Source organism: Marinobacter zhanjiangensis (assembly GCF_014651935.1).
Classification (GTDB): Bacteria; Pseudomonadota; Gammaproteobacteria; order Pseudomonadales; family Oleiphilaceae; genus Marinobacter; species Marinobacter zhanjiangensis.
This window is the reverse complement of record NZ_BMXV01000009.1, coordinates 75,906-93,011: the sequence shown is the minus strand read 5'-3', so window position 1 is coordinate 93,011 and position 17,106 is coordinate 75,906. Positions and strand designations below refer to the sequence as shown.

The following is a 17,106-nucleotide window of genomic DNA, read 5'->3' as shown; positions in this document are numbered from 1 at the left end:
TGGACAAACCGGGGAATACCATGACTGACCCAGACAAGACAGCGGACAACGACAATGGTGAACAGGTGACCACCCGCCGCGGGGTGCGCAGTTTCGTGATCCGTCAGGGGCGCATGACCGATGGCCAGAAAAAGGCCTACGAGCGCCTGTGGCCGAAATACGGCCTGACCCGGGAGCAGGGCGTGATCGACCCCCGGGAGGTCTTTGGTCGCGAGGCCTGGCTGAACCTGGAGATCGGCTTCGGAATGGGCCAGTCGCTGGTGGAGATGGCGGAAGCCGCGCCGGAGCAGGACTTTATCGGCGTGGAAGTGCATCTGCCGGGAGTGGGCGCCCTGCTCAAGGAAGTGGACGAGCGGGGCCTGGAGAACGTGCGTGTCTACGCCATTGATGCCAACGATGTGATCGACCTGTGCCTGCCGGATGCGAGCCTCGATCGGGTGATGGTGTTTTTCCCCGACCCCTGGCCCAAGAAAAAACACCACAAGCGCCGGCTGATCCAGCACGATTTCGTGCAGCGCCTGCGTCACAAGCTCAGGGTGGGCGGTATCCTGCACCTGGCGACAGACTGGGAGAATTACGCCGAGCACATGCTGGAAGTGATGGACGGCTCCGAAGGCTTCCTCAACAGCCAGGATGATGGTGGCTATTCACCCCGCCCGGATCATCGGCCGGTCACCAAGTTCGAGAAGCGGGGCGAAAACCTGGGGCACGGCGTCTGGGACCTGCTCTACCGACGCACCAACTGATTGATCAGGCACCGGGAGCCCGTGATCAGGCCCGGGTAGGATGCATCGGGTGGCGACGGGCTGCCCGGATCACCACCAGGCCGGCAATGCCCAGAACCAGCGCCGTGTAGTTGGCCAGTGCCAGCAGGGTGGCAGACAGGCTCAGTCGGTCGCTGGGGGTTTCCAGGTTTGCCAGCATCAGCGCGTACTCGGCAATGTGGGCCAGGCCTGCGGTCACGAACAGACCTCGCACCCAGCGGCCGGTCTTGCGCTCGCGGATCCCCGGGCGGTCGACCAGAAGGTAGTTAGTGAACAGGATCAGCAGCGTGCTGTACAGCACCGCAAACAGGAAGCCGCTCCACAGGGAAGCCAGTGCCCAGCCCATGCCTGCGCTGGCCCAGCTCTGGGCAATGGCAGCGGCGCTTTCCCCGGTGCCGGCCAGCTGGAAGCTGAGCATGCCCTGGGGCGCCGTGGCCGTCTGCAGGGGCTGATTCAGCCCCAGCTGCAGTAGCAGCATGATAGCCGTGATAACGCCGAGCCAGCGAATCCTCACCGGGACCGGCGCTCTGGTGGTATCGTTCATGACAGAAAGCGCTCCAGCACACTGTTCAGGAACTGTCGCCCCCGCTCCGTGGCTTGCAGGCGGTGGGGTTCCAGTAGTCCTTCATTCCTTAGTGTCTCAAGTATTGCAGCAATTGTGGCCAGGGGTAAACCCGTGCGTTCGCTGAACAGCGACTCGTCCACGCCTTGCTGCAGCCGCAGGGCATTCATCATGAACTCCAATGGTCGCTCGTCCGCGTCAATGGCCTGGGTGCCGGCAGTGCGGCTGCCAATGCGGTTAAGATAGGCGTCCGGCTGTCGGGTCTTCCAGTAACGGATAACCTCGCCACTGGCCAGCGAGGCCTTGCCATGACCTCCGGCACCAATGGCCAGGTAGTCGCCAAAGGTCCAGTAGTTGAGGTTGTGCCGGGAGGCCTGCCCGGGCCGGGCCCAGGCAGACACCTCGTAGTCCCTGAAGCCGGCCCCGGTCAGCCGCTCCCGACCCGCCTGCCAGATTGCAAACAGGCTGTCGTCCTCCGGCAGGTCCGGGGGACGGCTGTAGAATTCGGTATTGGGTTCCAGTGTCAACTGGTACCAGGACAGGTGCGGGGTCTGCCAGGACAACGCCGCATCCAGGTCCACCAGCGCCTGCTGCGGGGTCTGCTCCGGCAGGCCGTGCATCAGGTCCAGGTTGATATTGTCGAAGCCAGCCCGGAAGGCCGACTCGATGGCGTGGTGGGCTTCGCGGTCGTCGTGGATGCGGCCCAGCCGTTGCAGTTGCTGCGGGTTGAAGCTCTGGATGCCGATCGACAGCCGGTTGATGCCGGCCTCACGGAAGCCCCGGAAGCGGGCCTGCTCGACAGTGCCCGGGTTGGCTTCCAGGGTGATTTCGGCATCCGCGCTGAAGGTCACCAGCTCGCGCAGGCGCCGGAACAGGGACTGGAAGAACGCCGGCGACATCAGCGATGGTGTGCCGCCTCCGATAAAGACCGTGGAAACGGGCCGCTCACGAGCCAGTGGCAGATCATGGCGAAGATCCTCGACCAGTGCATCCAGATAGGCCTGTTCCGGCAACTCGCCGGTAAAAGTGTGGGAATTGAAGTCGCAGTAGGGGCACTTGCGGACGCACCAGGGCACGTGGATATAGAGCCCCAGGGGCGGGCAGGGCGCGCCGGGACCGGCCATCACGGCTGGTCCAGCAGTTCCGTCAGTTGTCGCAGGGCCCGCCCGCGATGGCTGACCCGGCTTTTCTGTTCGCGGCTGAGTTCGGCCGCGCTACAACGGTATTCCGGCGCGAAGAACACCGGGTCATAGCCAAACCCGCCATCGCCCCGGGGCGCCGACAGGATGCGTCCTGGCCAGCGGCCATGGCAGATCACCGGAGTCGGATCGTCGGCGTGGCGCAGGTAGACCAGCACACAGTGAAACTGGGCCGACCGGTCGCTCTCCGGTACGTTGGCCAGAGCCTTCAGCAATGCCTGCACATTGTCGTCGTCACTGGCGTCTGGACCGGCATATCGTGCCGAGCGAACCCCGGGTTGGCCGTTCAGGGCGTCCACTGCCAGGCCGGAGTCATCGGCCAGTGCCGGCAATCCGGTTTCCCGGGCGGCGTGGCGAGCCTTGAGCAGGGCATTCTCGATAAAGGTGACGGCGGGCTCTTCGGCTTCACTGACGCCCAGCTCGCCCTGGGCGACCGGCTCCAGGCCCAGGGGAGCCAGCAGCTCGCCGAGCTCACTGAGTTTGCCCGGGTTGTTGCTGGCGAGGACCAGTTTCTGGGGCATGAGGCCTCCTGGATGATCTTCAGTCATTGAACAGGGACTGCGAGAAGCGGATGGGCAGATCCTGATCGTGGCCACTGGGGCGGGCGGTAATCTGGAAGGTCATCAACTCGCCAGCCTGGTACTGGTACTGGGCGATGAAGTAGACCGCATCACCTTCCTGGATACGGCGGAAGCCCAGGAAGGTGGGCTGACCGATGTCGTTGAGCACCTTGCCTTCCACCTGACCGGCAACAGTGCTGAGGGCGCCGTTTTCCCCTTCGGTCATGATGGCGATGTTGACGATACCGATGCCCTTGCTGCGTTGCAGGTCGTTGGCGGCAGCGACTTCCTGGGGCAGGAAGGTGCTGGGGAACACGGAGTAGTGGACCTGGTATTCCCCGAAGTCTTTGAACTTCTCCTCTGCTGCCGCAGGGCCGACGATGGTCAGCAACAGCAGAGTCAGTGTGATTGCGAATTTCATGGTCAGTCTCCCCGGGTAATGCGGTAGATGGCTATCTGGCCCAGAAAGTTGGGCCACAGGCGGCTTAGCCAGCGGTCCTGGTGTTCGCCGTCCACTACCGTACGATTACGGATACGGAAGTTTTTCTGATGACACAGTGCCTCAAAATCCTTGAATGTGCACAGGTGGATGTTGGGGGTGTCGTACCAGTGGTGGGGCAGGGTCTCGGATTCCGGCATTCTTCCCCGCCGCATCAGATACCAGCGTAGTCGCCAGTGGGCGAAGTTGGGGAAGGTGACAATGCCCTCGCGCCCCAGACGCATCATTTCGTCCAGCACCACGTCCGGGCGGCGGACCGCCTGCAGGGCCTGGGTCATCAGTACGGTGTCGAAACTGTCGTCGTCGAAGTTGGCCAGCCCCTGGGTGTCCAGGTTCTGTTCGATGACCGGTACGCCCCTGGCCAGGCACTCGGTAATATGGTCCGGGTTGATTTCCAGGCCAAAGCCGGTGGTCTGCCTTTCTTGCTGCAGGTACTGCAGCAGGGTGCCGTCACCACAACCCAGATCCAGTACATGGCTGCCGGGGCCGATCCATTGCTGGATGATCTCCAGGTCCGCTCTCATGCGCCTACCTCCCGTGCTACCCGCTTCATATAAGCGGTGAATACGGCATTGTACCGGGGTGTCGGTATCAGAAAGGCGTCGTGCCCCCAGGGCGCTTCGATCTCCGCGTAGCTGACCTTGCAGCGTGCCGCGATCATGGCGTTGACAAGTTCCTCCGAACGGGCCGGCGTAAAGCGCCAGTCGGAGCTGAAGGACAGTACCAGGAATTCACAGCGGGCTTTCGCCATGGCCTTGACCAGATCGTTATCGGTTTCGTACGCCGGGTCGAAGTAGTCCAGTGCCCGGGTCATCAGCAGGTAGGTGTTGGCGTCGAAGCTTTCGGAAAAACGCTCGCCCTGGTAGCGCAGGTAGCTCTCTACCTGGAATTCGGCATCGTAACCGAACTTGTAGGCCTGATCCCGCAGCTCACGGCCGAATTTCTCACCCATGGAGGCATCGGACAGGTAGGTAATATGGCCCACCATGCGGGCCAGCATCAGGCCGTTGCGGGGCAGGGTATCGTGCTCGTAGTAACGGCCGCCATGGAAATCCGTGTCGGAGGTGATGGCCCTGCGTGCCACTTCATTGAAGGCGATGTTCTGGGCGGTGAGCCGGGGGGTGGAGGCAATCACCACCGCGTGGTGGAGGCGGTCCGGGTAGCTGATGCTCCACTGCAGTGCCTGCATACCCCCCAGGGAGCCGCCCACCACGGCGGCCCAGCACTCGATGCCCAGCCGGTCAGCCAGTACCACCTGGCTGTCGACCCAGTCCTGCACGGTTACCACCGGGAAATCCGGGCCGTAGGGCTCGCCGGTGTCCGGGTTCAGGGTGCTGGGGCCGGTACTGCCATGGCAGCCGCCGAGGTTGTTGATGCTGACCACAAAAAAATGATTGGTGTCGATGGGCTTGCCGGGCCCGATACAGGTGTCCCACCAGCCCGGCTTGCGATCATCCATGGAGTGGTAGCCCGCGGCATGGTGGTGGCCGCTCAGGGCATGACAGATGAGCACGGCATTGGTGCGTTTGTCGTTCAGGGTGCCGTAGGTTTCCACTACCAGATCCCACTGCTTCAGGGTCTGGCCACAGGCGAGCGTCAGCGGCTCGTCAAAATGCAGTGTTTGTGGGGTAACGAGGCCTACAGAATCCGAAGGCAGGGAATCGGGCATCGATGCGGCAGAATCCTTGGTTGGTCATCTCTGAGCGTTTTCCAGACCTGTTCCAGTCTGGTGCAAGCCCTGCAGTTTAAAGGGGCCCCGGCAACGCTGCAACCGCGCCGTGGCCCCGGCAGGTTCAGGCAATACCCGAGATGTTGACCACTTTCTGCTGGCTCAGTGTCGGGGCGGGGCGGCGGATCTGGCGCTGCATGGCATCAGCCAGCTCCAGCTGCTTGCGCAGGTCGCTGATGGTGTTGGTCAGGCGCTCCCGTTCCGCCTTGCCGTCACGGTCACTGCGCACCATGTCGCGGATGCGTCGCACCTGGTGTTCTAGCAGCTGCTTCTGTTCCATGGAGTACTGCATGATGGGCAGCAGGGCTTCGCCGGGCCAGCGCTCCACATCACGACGGACGCGCTCGTGCAGGGTGCGGGCCTCGGTCACCATGACCTGGAAGAAACGGCGGATCAGCTGGTTCTGTTCCCGCAGCAGGTTGCCGGGTGCACGACGGAAGCGCACGGCCCGTTTACGCAGCTCGCGCACGGCGATGATGTGGCGCCCAGCCCGCAGGGGGATTGGCTCCAGATGGCGGGCACGGGTGTCCTGGTTGTAGCGGCGATAGATGGCCTCCACCATGCGCTCCGCCAGGCGGCCCTCGGCCAGCAGGTTCTGCAGGTCGTTTTCCAGCAGCTCGAAGAAGTGGTCCATGGCCTGGCTCATGCCAGCGGAGGTCCAGCTCTTTTTCATCATGTTATGGACAGCGGAGGCATGGGCGTTGAAGCGTTCTTCACTCACCATGTCCGTCAGTATGTCGCCCTGGGACTGCATCAGCCGGCGACTGGAGCGCAGGGTGATGAGCTTGCGGTAGTAGAAGTCATAGTCCGTCTGGGCTCTGTCCGCCAGTCGGCGCAGGGCCTGGCGGTCGACGGTATTACCGGTGCAGGCCTGGCGCTCCTCCTCCAGCCCCGCCAGCCGCGACTGCATCGCCGCCTGACTGTTCTGCAGCATGCCCAGCAGGTCGTTGATCAGGCTCTGGGTGATCAATTCTTCCTTTTGCTTCAGGATCCGGCCCACCAGCAGGCGCTCCAGTTCCGGCAGCTCACTGCGCTGAAGCAGGCCGTTATCGTCGCGGGCCTTGGCGGTTAGGCCCTGCTTGGCCGACACCGGGATGACGTCCTCATCCTTCAGGCCCAGCTGGCTGGCAGTGGTGTGCTGCACTCTCGCGATGCTTTGCCTGACCTCCTCGTCTGGCCGCAGCTCATCCCACAGGGAGTCGATCTTGTTCAGTACCGCGAACCGTCCCGCCCGGTGATCGGCGTTCTCGGTATCGATGTGCTCCTTCCAGATGGTCATGTCACTGGCCGTGACGCCAGTGTCGGCGCTGAGCAGGAACAGGATGGCATGGGCCGCCGGCAACAGGCTGACCGTGAGTTCCGGCTCCGAACCCAGGGCATTGAGCCCCGGCGTGTCGAGAATACGCAGGCCGCGCTCGAACAAAGGGTGGCGGATGCTGATGCGGGCACTGCGCCAGGACGGGATCAGCACGTTACCAGGGGTGTCGCGGTCGGCCTCCAGCATGGCTTCGCTGAAACCGTAACGGCGTGCTTGCTGGGGGCTGACGCTGCGAACGCGGGACACTTCCGCGAGCACGGCCCGCATGGTGTCCGGATCGTCCTCGTCCAGTTCGTAACGGATCCAGTGTTCGGGGTGCCGGCGCAGCTCCTGCAGTGACAGCTCGCCCTCGCGAGTCTCGATGGGCAGCAGTTGCACGTAATTGCTGCCATTGGCCCGGTCGAAGAACAGCTCGGTGGGGCACATGGTGGTGCGACCCGCCTCGGAGGGCAGCATGCGCTGGCCGTATTCGGAGAAGAACAGGGCGTTGATCAGCTCGGTCTTGCCACGGGAATACTCACCCACAAAGGCAATGGTGAGCTCGTCCTCGATCAGCAGTTCCACGCCCCGTCGGATGCGTTCGCTGACATCGTCGGAGTACAGGTCGTTGTCCTGCAGCCAGAGCCGGTAACGGCTGATCTGGCGAATGAGTTCCTTCTTCCACTGATGGTAGGCTTCAACCTGGTGAGCCAGGATGGCTGGTCCGTTCATGGTACATGCCCTGTCCGCTTGGCAGGCGCCCGCCCGGGGCCCTGCGATGTCTGGTTACGCCGCCCGGTTCCTGGCCGGGCGGGTGTCAGGCCCCCGCATCGAGTCTCCGGGAAGTGCCTGCTGAATTGCGCCTGACATTGTCGCAGATTAACAATCGATAAGGTTTAGCGTATGTCGGATTTATTGTCAGATCTGTTAAACCGGTCACAGGCGCTTCAAGCGGACGCGGCGCCCGGGACCGTATCTGCAATCTAGAGCGGGATCAGACCGGCATGCCGACAGCGGCTCCCAGATGGTCCACTACCTGGCGGAGCACCGAGAGAATCAGGAACACGAAGATGGGGGACAGGTCGAGCCCGCCCAGGGGCGGTACGATATTGCGCACAGGGCGCATCACCGGCTCGGTGATCTGGGCCACCAGGGCGATGGCGGGGTGATCGCTCTGGGGAGCGACCCAGCTGATGATGACCATCGCCAGCACGGACCAGAAATAGATGTTCAGGATCAGGTCCAGCACATGCACACCGGACCAGGCCAGCAGGGATATCGGGTTGAGCCCGGTAATCGGGTAGCCGCTGGCCACCCACAGCAGGGCAAAGAACAGCGCGCTGACCAGCACTGCAAGCACCAGCGAGGCGCCGTCAACGCCGCCGATGCCGGGGATGACCTTGCGCAGGGGGCGCAGGGGCGCGTTGGTGGCCTTGACCACAAACTGCGAAATCGGATTGTAGAAGTCAGCTCGTGCCAGTTGCAGCATGAATCGCAGTAGCACCACGGTGAGGTAGAACATGGACACAAACTGCAGCACGGTGATGAAAATCTGGGCCAGCATTGGGGCAGTCTCTCCGTTAAGCCTTGGGGTCAGGGTGGTTGCCGGTCGTTATCGTTTGCCGTCGGCCAGCTCTTTGGCCATCTCGCGGGAACGGCTCATGGCCGCCTTGTAGGCCTTTCCCACGAGCGGGCGCAGGCCGCCATCCTCGAAGGTATGAATGGCCTGCTCGGTGACGCCGCCGGGGGACATGACATTGCGCTTGAGCTGCGCCGGGTCGTGCTCGCTGCGGGCCGCCATCTCGGCCGCGCCGGCCATGGTCTGGATGGCCAGTCCACGGGCGGTGTCCGCGGGAATGCCGGCCTCGCTCGCCGCCGCTTCCAGTGCTTCCAGCATCAGGAAGAAGTAGGCCGGGCCGCTGCCCGAGAGTGCTGTGACCGCGTGCAGCTGGTTTTCATCCTCCACCCAGAGTGCCTTGCCGATACTGTTGAAGATGGACTCGACGGTGTCTTTCTGGTCGTCGCTCACCTCGTCGTTGGCAAACAGCCCCGCAGCGCCCATGCCTACCAGCGAGGGAGTGTTGGGCATGACCCGCACCAGCGGCAGTCCGCCACCCAGCCAGTTGTCGAGGGTGTCGGCGGTCAGCCCGGCCGCGATGGACACCATCAGTGGCCGGGTGTTCTGGACAACCGGTGCAATGTCTCCGCAGACCTCGGCCATGATCTGGGGTTTCACGGCCAGGATCAGCAGGTCTGCCTGCTGGGCGCAATAGCGGTTATCGGTGGTAACGCTGACGCCGAACTTGTTGCGGATGGTCTGCAGGTGCTTGTCGTCTGGCGCGCTGACCCAGATGCCGCCGGCCCGGAAGCCGCTGTCCAGCATCCCGCCAATAATGGCACTGGCCATGTTGCCCGCGCCGATAAAGCCGATCGTCGGTGATGTGCTCACAGTTCACTCCGCGTCATAAAGTTGTGATGGCAAATGATACCAGTTAAATCGTGCGCTTACCCACCAGCCCCGTAGTCCCTGGCACCGAATATCGCGGTACCGACACGCACCAGGGTGGCGCCCTCGGCGATGGCCAGTTCCAGGTCGCCGGACATACCCATGGACAGGGTGCCCAGCGTACCGTTGATGTCTGGCTGCCGGTTGAGCCGGCCCAGAGCGGTGGCCAGGGCCCGGAAACTGTCCCGCAGGCTGTCCTCCGGCTGGTCCGGGTCGGGTATGGCCATCAGCCCGCGCAGGTTCAGCCGGGGCAGCTTGCTGACGGCGGCCGCCAGCTCGGGCAGATCCTCCATTCGGCACCCCGACTTGCTGTCTTCATTGTCTACGTTTACCTGCAGGCAGACGTTCAGCGGCGGCAGGTTGTCCGGGCGTTGCTCGCTCAGGCGCCTGGCAATCTTGAGCCTGTCCACACTGTGCACCCACTGGAAATGTTCGGCGATGGCGCGGGTCTTGTTGGACTGAATGGGGCCGATAAAGTGCCATTCCAGCTCGGGCAGATCCGCCAGTGCTTCGATCTTTTCCAGGCCTTCCTGCAGGTAGTTTTCTCCGAACGCCCGTTGGCCTGACGCCGCTGCTTCCCGAAGATCCCGGGGCGGTCGGGTCTTGCTGACTGCGAGCAGATTCACACTCCCGTCGGCCCGTGCGGCTGCCTTTGTTGCTTTTTGTATGCGTCGGGTTACGCTCCCGAGGTTGTCTGCTATGCTGCTCATGATAATTTCTGACTGCCGCTGGCTGTGCTGCTACAAGGGCCTCACGTTAACCCCGGGGTGTGGAAAAACCAAGCGGGCCAGGGCATAAAAGAACGGCCTTCCGAGGAACCCTATGGATATTACTGAACTGTTGGCCTTCTCGGCCAAACAGGGCGCGTCTGACCTGCACCTGTCCGCCGGGCTGCCCCCCATGATTCGTGTCGATGGTGATGTGCGCCGGATCAATCTTCCGCCGATGGAACATAAAGAAGTCCACGGGCTGATTTATGACATCATGAACGACAAGCAGCGGAAGGATTTCGAAGAGTTCCTGGAAACCGACTTCTCCTTTGAAGTGCCGGGCGTGGCCCGCTTCCGGGTCAACGCCTTCAACCAGAACCGGGGAGCCGGCGCCGTATTCCGTACTATCCCCTCCAAGGTGCTCACCATGGAAGATCTGGGCATGGGCCAGGTTTTCAAGGATGTATCGTCGGTGCCCCGGGGCCTGGTGCTGGTGACCGGGCCCACCGGCTCCGGCAAGTCCACCACGCTGGCGGCCATGATCGACTACATCAACGATTCCCGCTACGAGCACGTACTGACCATCGAAGATCCCATCGAATTCGTGCACGAATCCAAGAAGTGCCTGGTGAACCAGCGGGAAGTGCATCGTGACACCCTGGGTTTCAGTGAAGCCCTGCGTTCGGCCTTGCGGGAAGACCCTGACATTATCCTGGTGGGTGAGCTGCGGGACCTGGAAACCATTCGCCTGGCGCTGACCGCGGCGGAAACCGGTCACCTGGTGTTTGGCACCCTGCACACCACCTCGGCGGCCAAGACCATTGACCGGGTGGTGGATGTGTTCCCGGCGGAAGAAAAGTCCATGGTCCGCTCGATGCTGTCGGAATCCTTACAGGCCGTCATCTCCCAGAGCCTGATGAAAAAAATGGGGGGTGGCCGCATAGCGGCTCACGAAATCATGATCGGTACCGCAGCAATCCGTAACCTGATCCGCGAAGATAAGGTGGCCCAGATGTATTCCGCCATCCAGACCGGCGGTTCGCTGGGCATGCAAACGCTTGATCAGTGTCTCCAGCGGCTGCTGCAAAAGGGTCTGATCAGCCGGGAAGCGGCCCGGGCCAAGGCCAAGATTGCAGACAACTTCTGACACTGATCGTGACATGGGCGCCCCGTTCCGGGCGCCGGCAAACGTGACTGAATGCTGGGTGTACTCTGATGGAATTTGAAAAACTGCTGCGATTGATGGTTGAAAAGGGCGGCTCCGACCTGTTTATCACGGCCGGGGTGCCGCCCAGCATGAAGGTCAATGGCAAGGTGCTGCCGGTCACCAAGAACGCCCTGACCCCGGAGCAGACCCGCGAGTTTGTCTACGGGTCCATGAACTCCAAGCAGCAGGCGGAGTTCGAGGACAGCCACGAGTGCAACTTTGCCATCAGTGCCCGGGGCATCGGCCGTTTCCGGGTCAGTGCCTTCTTCCAGCGCAACCTGTGTGGCATGGTGCTGCGTCGCATCGAGACCACGATCCCTCAGGTTGATGAGCTCAACCTGCCCGAGATCATCAAGGATCTGGCGATGACCAAGCGCGGCCTGATCATCTTCGTGGGGGCCACCGGTACCGGCAAGTCCACCTCGCTGGCGGCGATGCTGGGGCACCGTAACCGCAACAGTCGCGGTCATATCATCTCCATCGAGGACCCCATCGAATTCGTGCATCAGCACCAGGGCTGTATCGTCACCCAGCGGGAAGTCGGCATTGATACCGACAGTTTCGAGACCGCCCTGAAAAACACCCTGCGTCAGGCGCCGGACGTTATCCTCATCGGTGAGATCCGCACCCGTGAAACCATGCAGTACGCGGTTCAGTTCGCGGAAACCGGTCACCTGTGTCTGGCTACCCTGCACGCCAACAACGCCAACCAGGCCCTGGACCGGATTATCCAGTTCTTCAATCCGGACCAGCACAATCAGACCTGGATGGACCTGTCCCTGAACCTCAAGGCGATTGTCGCCCAGCAGCTGATCCCCACGCCGGATGGCAAGGGCCGGCGGGCGGTTATCGAAGTGCTGATCAACACACCATTGGTGTCGGACATGATCCGCAAGGGCGAGGTACACAAGCTCAAGGAGCTGATGACCAAGTCCACCGAGTCAGGTATGCGGACCTTCGACCAGGCCCTCTATGAACTCTATTCCGAAGGTGCCATTACCTACGAGGATGCCCTGGCGCACGCTGACTCCGCCAACGACCTGCGCCTGTTGATCAAGCTCGGCACCGATGCCAAGGGCTCGGACCAGCTGTCGTCCTCGGTGGATAAACTGTCGATCCAGAACGATTGACCACTCTTCCTTGTCACAGTGCCCCATACCGGACCGGGTGTGGGGCCATTGCCTTCCTGCATGCCAGTCTGTGTAATATCTGCTTCTGGCCCAATACATTGATAATTCGTATGTTTAATATAAGCAGGGGATATTAGAGGTCGCTGATTGGTGCTGCGTATACTCCGCGCGCGTTCATAGAGGAGATACCATGCACAAGATACAAAAACCATTCACCCGCGCTACCCGTTTCGTTTCAGTGACGGTGGCGCTTATCCCCACCTGCGCGTTTGCCGGAGGCTTTTCGCTGAATGAGCAAAGCGCCAGTGCCATGGGTAACGCCAACGCCGGCGCGGCTGCCAACCCCGAAAATGCCACCACCGTGCTGTTCAACCCGGCGGGCATGAGCCAGTTGTCCGGCACCAACCTGTCGTTCGGTGCAGCGGTTCTGGACATTGATGCCAGGGCCAAGGGCGACTCTATCTCGGTGACCCGCGAGAAACCGTCGGTGCCGGTGCGGTCTGCCTCTGATGGTGGCGACATTGCCGATCCTGCCATTCTGCCCAATCTGTACCTGACCCACGAAATCAACGATGCTATCGATGTCGGCTTTGGTATCCATGCGCCCTATGGCCTGGCTGCCGACTACGACAACGATTTCGCCGGTCGCTATTTTGCCGACAAGACCGAGCTTACTGCTATTGCCTTTACGCCGGCGGTTTCCGTCAGTAACGGGCAGGGGCTCTCAATGGGGGCCGCGTTCAATATCATCTACGCCGAAGGGCGACTGAGCCGCTATCAGGATCTGAGTGGCTCGGCGGGAGCCGGGGCACTGACCCTGCCGGAGCCCTATGCCGACATCGAGGGTGACGATGTGGCTGTGACTTTCCGTGTGGGTTTCCTTTATGAGCTTTCTGACCGGACCCAATTCGGCCTGACGGCCCAGACCGGCACCGAACTTGAGCTGGAGGGAGATGCGGAAATCAGTAATGTGCCCGTGGGGCCCAACTTTGCGCAGACCACGACCCTGAACGAGAAGGTCACGGTGCCGCTGGCCATTCCGGAAACCATTACCGTCGGGGCACGCCACCGGCTGACCGACGATGTCACCCTGCTGGCAGGGGCAACCTACGCCAAGTGGAGTCGTTTTAAGGAGCTGGATATTATCAGCCGTGATTCTGATGGGGACTTGCCTGGTGGGCCCGGCACGGTCATCACCCATATCACGGAAAGGTGGAAAAACACCTGGCAGTTCAATCTGGGCGGCACCTGGCAGGCGACGCCGGCCTGGGCGCTCAAGGCCGGCTACGCCTGGGACGAGTCTCCGGTGGATGACTATGTTACGGCCCGGATTCCCTCCGAGGACCGTCATTGGCTCACCCTCGGGACCCAATGGCGCGATGCTGCCAGTGGCTGGACGGTGGATGCCGCCGTGGGCACCCTGATCTTTGCGGATGACGCTGAGGTTGATGACCGCGAGTACAGCCACAGCAGCCCGACTGTGCCCTCATCACAAGCCGGTTATCAGGCGACCTACGAGCTCAGCGCATGGAGTGCTTCGCTGCAGCTCAGCAAGGCATTCTGAGCGCCCGCTAGCCAACAACCCGCCCCCGGTAGATGACCTTCGTCTTCCGGGGGTGACTTTCCTCTCGTTCATCCTGCGCGCTTTTCATTGCCGGTTCGGCATCCGCAATCGGCTGGCCGCGATAGGTTCTTTTCGTGACGGGCTCGCTTCTGGTCAGCGCATCCGCCAGCTCCGGTACGGCTTCCTTGAGTTCAGTCCAGGTCCGGTTCAGGGTGTCGGAGCGGGACTTTCCGGCATAGCTCTCCAGCTGCTCCACCAGCGATTCCTCGTTCAGGTGCACCTTGACCCCGAATTCCATCTGGATCAGCCGGCGGCACTGCTGCACCTTTTTCATGGTAGACGGGTTGAACAGCCAGTTACGTTCACTTGCCAGAGATGCCATGGAAGCCTGCCTCATGTCTGGAAACGGATAAGTAACTATTTTTAAAGCCAGAATCGTGCCATGCGCCGGACATTCCGCGATACGCTGCCAATGGTTGCCGGGGTTACAGGTCAATAACGTGAGGCGCCCTGGAAGGCCGAGGCGGGGCAAGGTAATGGTGCGCGCCATGCCGGGAACGCACCGGTTCAGGGCCCGGCGCGCTCCCGCTGGTTTACCTGTCGGGTAATCAGTGGGCCTCGTCCCAGTTGTCGCCCACGCCGGCCTCCACCAGCAGCGGCACCTTCAGCTCGGCAGCCGCGGACATGCGCTTTTCCAGGCCCTGGCAGATGGTATCCAGGGCCGTTTCCTTTACCTCCAGAATCAGTTCGTCGTGGACCTGCATGACCATCCGTGCGTCCTCGGCATGGTTGGCCTGCAGCCAGTCTTCCACAGTGACCATGGCCCGCTTGATGATATCGGCGGCGGTTCCCTGCATGGGCGCGTTGATGGCAGTGCGCTCGGCAGCCTGCTGCATCTGCTTGTTACGGGCGTTGATCTCCGGCAGGTACAGCCGGCGGCCGGCGAGGGTCTCCACGAAGCCGTCGTCATGGGCCTGTTTGCGGATCCGGTCCATGTACGTCAGTACGCCGGGGTAACGCTGGAAGTAGCGGTCGATGTAGTTCTGGGCAACCTTGCGATCTATCTCAAGCTGCCGTGACAGGCCGAAGGCCGACATGCCGTAGATCAGACCGAAGTTGATGGCCTTGGCGCTACGGCGCTGGTCAGAGGTGACCTCGTCCACGCTGATGCCGAAGACCTCGGCGGCGGTGGCCCGGTGGATGTCTTCCCCTTTTTCAAACGCCGTCAACAGCCCCTTGTCACCGGACAGGTGGGCCATGATGCGCAGTTCGATCTGTGAGTAATCAGCGGCCACCAGTTTGTAGCCCTCGGGCGCCACGAATGCCTGGCGGATGCGCCGGCCCTGCTCGGTGCGCACGGGGATGTTCTGCAGATTGGGTTCCGATGATGACAGGCGGCCGGTGGCGGTGACCGCCTGGTGGTAGGAGGTGTGGACACGCCCGGTGCGGGGGCTGATCAGTGCCGGCAAGGTGTCGGTATAGGTGGACTTGAGCTTGCTCAGGCTGCGGTGCTCCAGGATCAGCCGGGGTAACTGGTGTTCATGGGCCAGTTCCTGCAGCACCGGTTCCGCCGTGGAGGGTGCGCCTTTGGGGGTCTTCTTGATGACCGGCAGCCCCATCTTGTCATAGAAGATGGCCTGAAGCTGCTTGGGGGAACCCAGGTTGAAGGTTTCTCCGGCCTCTTCGTGGGCTTCTGTCTCCAGCTCCGCCATGCGCTCGGACAGCTCCTGGCTGTGCTTTCTCAGGGTTGAGGCGTTGATCAGTGCACCGCGCTGTTCGATGCGTGACAGTACCGGTACCAGAGGCAGGTCAATGTCCCGGTAGACCGCCTCGAGCCGCCCCGTCTCCGCCAGCTTCGGTCGCAGCTGCCGATGCAGCCGGAGGGTGATATCCGCATCCTCGGCGGCGTACTCGGAGGCCTGCTCAAGGTCGACCTGATTGAAGGTCAGCTGTTTGGCACCCTTGCCGGCAATATCCTGGAAACTGATGGTCTTCTCACCCAGATACTTGAGGGCCAGGCTGTTCATATCGTGGCGGGTAGCGGTGGAGTTCAGTACATAGGACTCCAGCATGGTGTCTTCGGCGATGCCTTCCAGGGAAATGCCGTGGTTGGCCAGCACGTTCTTGTCGTACTTGAGGTTCTGCCCCACCTTGAGGCATTCAGGGTTCTCCAGCAGGGGTTTGAGTTTTTTCAGTGTGGCATCGCGGTCCAGCTGCTCCGGTGCGCCCATATAGTCATGGGCCAGGGGCAGGTAGGCGGCATGGCCCGGTTCAATGGCGAATGATACGCCGACGATTTCCGCGTCACTGTAACGGAGGCTGGTGGTTTCCGTGTCGAAGGCAAAGAGATCGGCCTGTTCCAGCCGGGCCAGCCAGTCGTCCAGCTGCTCGTCGGTCAGAAGGGTGTCGTATTGGCGCTCGGGTGATGTCTCACCCGGGTTGTCCGACGTTTGTTGTTCGTGGTTGTCATTGTCGCCGGTGTACTCCGCGATCCAGGCCTTGAACTCGTGCTCACGGAACAGATCGAGCAACTGTTCCCGGTCTTCCGGTTCCGGGCAGACTTCCTCGATACCGAAGTCCAGCTCCACATCCGTGCGGATGGTGGCCAGCTCACGGCTCAAGGGCAGGTGTTCCAGGGCATCCCGCAAATTGTCGCCGATCTTGCCGCCTATCTCGTCGGCATGGGCCATCAGGTTGTCGAGGTTGCCGTACTTCTGCAGCCATTTGACGGCGGTTTTTGGTCCGCACTTGGTGACGCCGGGAATGTTGTCCACGGTGTCGCCCACCAGCGCCAGGAAATCGACCACCTGTTCCGGGGCGATGCCGAACTTTTCGACCACACCCTCCCGGTCCATCCGGGTTTCGGTCATGGTGTTGATCAGTGTGACGTGGTCGCTGACCAGTTGTGCCATGTCCTTGTCACCGGTGGAAATGACGACGTCGACTCCCTTGCTGGTGGCCTCGGTGGCCAGGGTGCCGATGACGTCATCCGCTTCCACGTCCGGGATGATCAGCAGCGGAAGCCCCATGGCGCGTACAATGTCGTGGATCGGGGCAATCTGGACCCCGAGCTCTTCGGGCATCGGTGGACGGTTGGCCTTGTACTGCTCATAAAGCTCATGGCGGAAGGTCTTGCCCTTGGCATCAAAGACCACGACCACTTTCGACCCCGGGAAGTCCTGTTCAAGCCGCCGCAGCATGCTGGTCACGCCCTTGATGGCTCCGGTGGGGTGCCCCTTGCTGGTGGTGAGTGGGGGCAGGGCATGAAAGGCCCGGAACAGGTAGGAGGAACCGTCGACAAGGACAACGGGAGGCGTCTTCTGCTGATTCATATCAAGGGGAATCCGGAATCTGTTTGAAGGTTCGGGTGGCTTGTGTA

The 17,106-nt window shown here is 61.9% G+C and carries 16 protein-coding genes; 4 read left to right on the top strand and 12 right to left on the bottom strand.

Annotation, left to right across the window (positions count from 1 at the left end):
- The first annotated feature begins 20 nt into the window (after positions 1-20).
- On the top strand, positions 21-746 hold the full coding sequence (gene trmB, locus IE079_RS17030) for a tRNA (guanosine(46)-N7)-methyltransferase TrmB (protein WP_189578058.1): 726 nt from the start codon (positions 21-23) through the stop codon (positions 744-746).
- Positions 747-771: 25 nt separating this feature from the next.
- On the opposite strand, the gene IE079_RS17025 is transcribed toward trmB, so the two are convergent.
- From IE079_RS17025 to IE079_RS16980, 10 genes are all read right to left on the bottom strand, one after another.
- Positions 772-1,308, bottom strand: coding sequence for a hypothetical protein (locus IE079_RS17025; protein ID WP_189578057.1), 537 nt, complete (start codon positions 1,306-1,308; stop codon positions 772-774).
- A complete protein-coding gene (hemW, locus tag IE079_RS17020) occupies positions 1,305-2,450 on the bottom strand; it encodes a radical SAM family heme chaperone HemW (protein ID WP_189578056.1) in 1,146 nt (381 codons plus the stop codon). Before hemW ends, IE079_RS17025 begins: the two co-directional genes overlap by 4 nt.
- Positions 2,450-3,046 carry an RdgB/HAM1 family non-canonical purine NTP pyrophosphatase gene (gene rdgB / locus IE079_RS17015; RefSeq protein ID WP_189578055.1) on the bottom strand — a complete coding sequence of 199 codons (597 nt, stop codon included), beginning with the start codon at positions 3,044-3,046 and terminating at the stop codon, positions 2,450-2,452. The genes hemW and rdgB overlap by 1 nt, the downstream gene beginning before the upstream one ends.
- Positions 3,047-3,065: 19 nt before the next feature.
- The gene (locus IE079_RS17010; RefSeq protein WP_189578054.1) at positions 3,066-3,506 is read right to left on the bottom strand and encodes a DUF4426 domain-containing protein; all 441 of its coding nucleotides are present in this window, start codon (positions 3,504-3,506) and stop codon (positions 3,066-3,068) included.
- A 2-nt stretch (positions 3,507-3,508) separates the two neighbouring features.
- The gene (gene metW, locus IE079_RS17005; RefSeq protein WP_189578053.1) at positions 3,509-4,108 is read right to left on the bottom strand and encodes a methionine biosynthesis protein MetW; all 600 of its coding nucleotides are present in this window, start codon (positions 4,106-4,108) and stop codon (positions 3,509-3,511) included.
- Positions 4,105-5,253, bottom strand: coding sequence for a homoserine O-succinyltransferase MetX (gene metX / locus IE079_RS17000; RefSeq protein ID WP_189578052.1), 1,149 nt, complete (start codon positions 5,251-5,253; stop codon positions 4,105-4,107). Before metX ends, metW begins: the two co-directional genes overlap by 4 nt.
- A gap of 124 nt (positions 5,254-5,377) precedes the next feature.
- The gene (locus IE079_RS16995) at positions 5,378-7,342 is read right to left on the bottom strand and encodes a dynamin family protein (protein WP_189578051.1); all 1,965 of its coding nucleotides are present in this window, start codon (positions 7,340-7,342) and stop codon (positions 5,378-5,380) included.
- Positions 7,343-7,604: 262 nt separating this feature from the next.
- Positions 7,605-8,174, bottom strand: coding sequence for a YggT family protein (locus IE079_RS16990; protein ID WP_189578050.1), 570 nt, complete (start codon positions 8,172-8,174; stop codon positions 7,605-7,607).
- 48 nt (positions 8,175-8,222) lie between these two features.
- Positions 8,223-9,059, bottom strand: a complete 837-nt coding sequence (proC, locus tag IE079_RS16985; RefSeq protein WP_189578049.1) for a pyrroline-5-carboxylate reductase — start codon at positions 9,057-9,059, stop codon at positions 8,223-8,225.
- Between the two features lie 56 nt (positions 9,060-9,115).
- Positions 9,116-9,826, bottom strand: coding sequence for a YggS family pyridoxal phosphate-dependent enzyme (locus IE079_RS16980; RefSeq protein ID WP_189578048.1), 711 nt, complete (start codon positions 9,824-9,826; stop codon positions 9,116-9,118).
- Between the two features lie 112 nt (positions 9,827-9,938).
- On the opposite strand from IE079_RS16980, the gene IE079_RS16975 reads away from it, so the two are divergent.
- The 3 genes from IE079_RS16975 (at position 9,939) to IE079_RS16965 (ending at position 13,727) form a co-directional block, all read left to right on the top strand.
- Positions 9,939-10,973 (top strand): type IV pilus twitching motility protein PilT, encoded by a 1,035-nt coding sequence (locus tag IE079_RS16975; protein ID WP_189578047.1) that lies wholly within the window; start codon positions 9,939-9,941, stop codon positions 10,971-10,973.
- Positions 10,974-11,041: 68 nt separating this feature from the next.
- Positions 11,042-12,163, top strand: coding sequence for a PilT/PilU family type 4a pilus ATPase (locus IE079_RS16970; RefSeq protein ID WP_189578046.1), 1,122 nt, complete (start codon positions 11,042-11,044; stop codon positions 12,161-12,163).
- A gap of 190 nt (positions 12,164-12,353) precedes the next feature.
- On the top strand, positions 12,354-13,727 hold the full coding sequence (locus IE079_RS16965; protein ID WP_189578045.1) for an OmpP1/FadL family transporter: 1,374 nt from the start codon (positions 12,354-12,356) through the stop codon (positions 13,725-13,727).
- A 7-nt stretch (positions 13,728-13,734) separates the two neighbouring features.
- Here the strand turns inward: IE079_RS16965 and IE079_RS16960 are convergent, their stop codons facing one another.
- Together IE079_RS16960 and polA are read right to left on the bottom strand one after the other, a co-directional pair.
- Complete coding sequence (locus IE079_RS16960) at positions 13,735-14,109, bottom strand: hypothetical protein (RefSeq protein WP_189578044.1); 375 nt, start codon at positions 14,107-14,109, stop codon at positions 13,735-13,737.
- Positions 14,110-14,335: 226 nt separating this feature from the next.
- A complete protein-coding gene (gene polA, locus IE079_RS16955; RefSeq protein ID WP_189578043.1) occupies positions 14,336-17,059 on the bottom strand; it encodes a DNA polymerase I in 2,724 nt (907 codons plus the stop codon).
- Positions 17,060-17,106 lie beyond the last annotated feature (47 nt).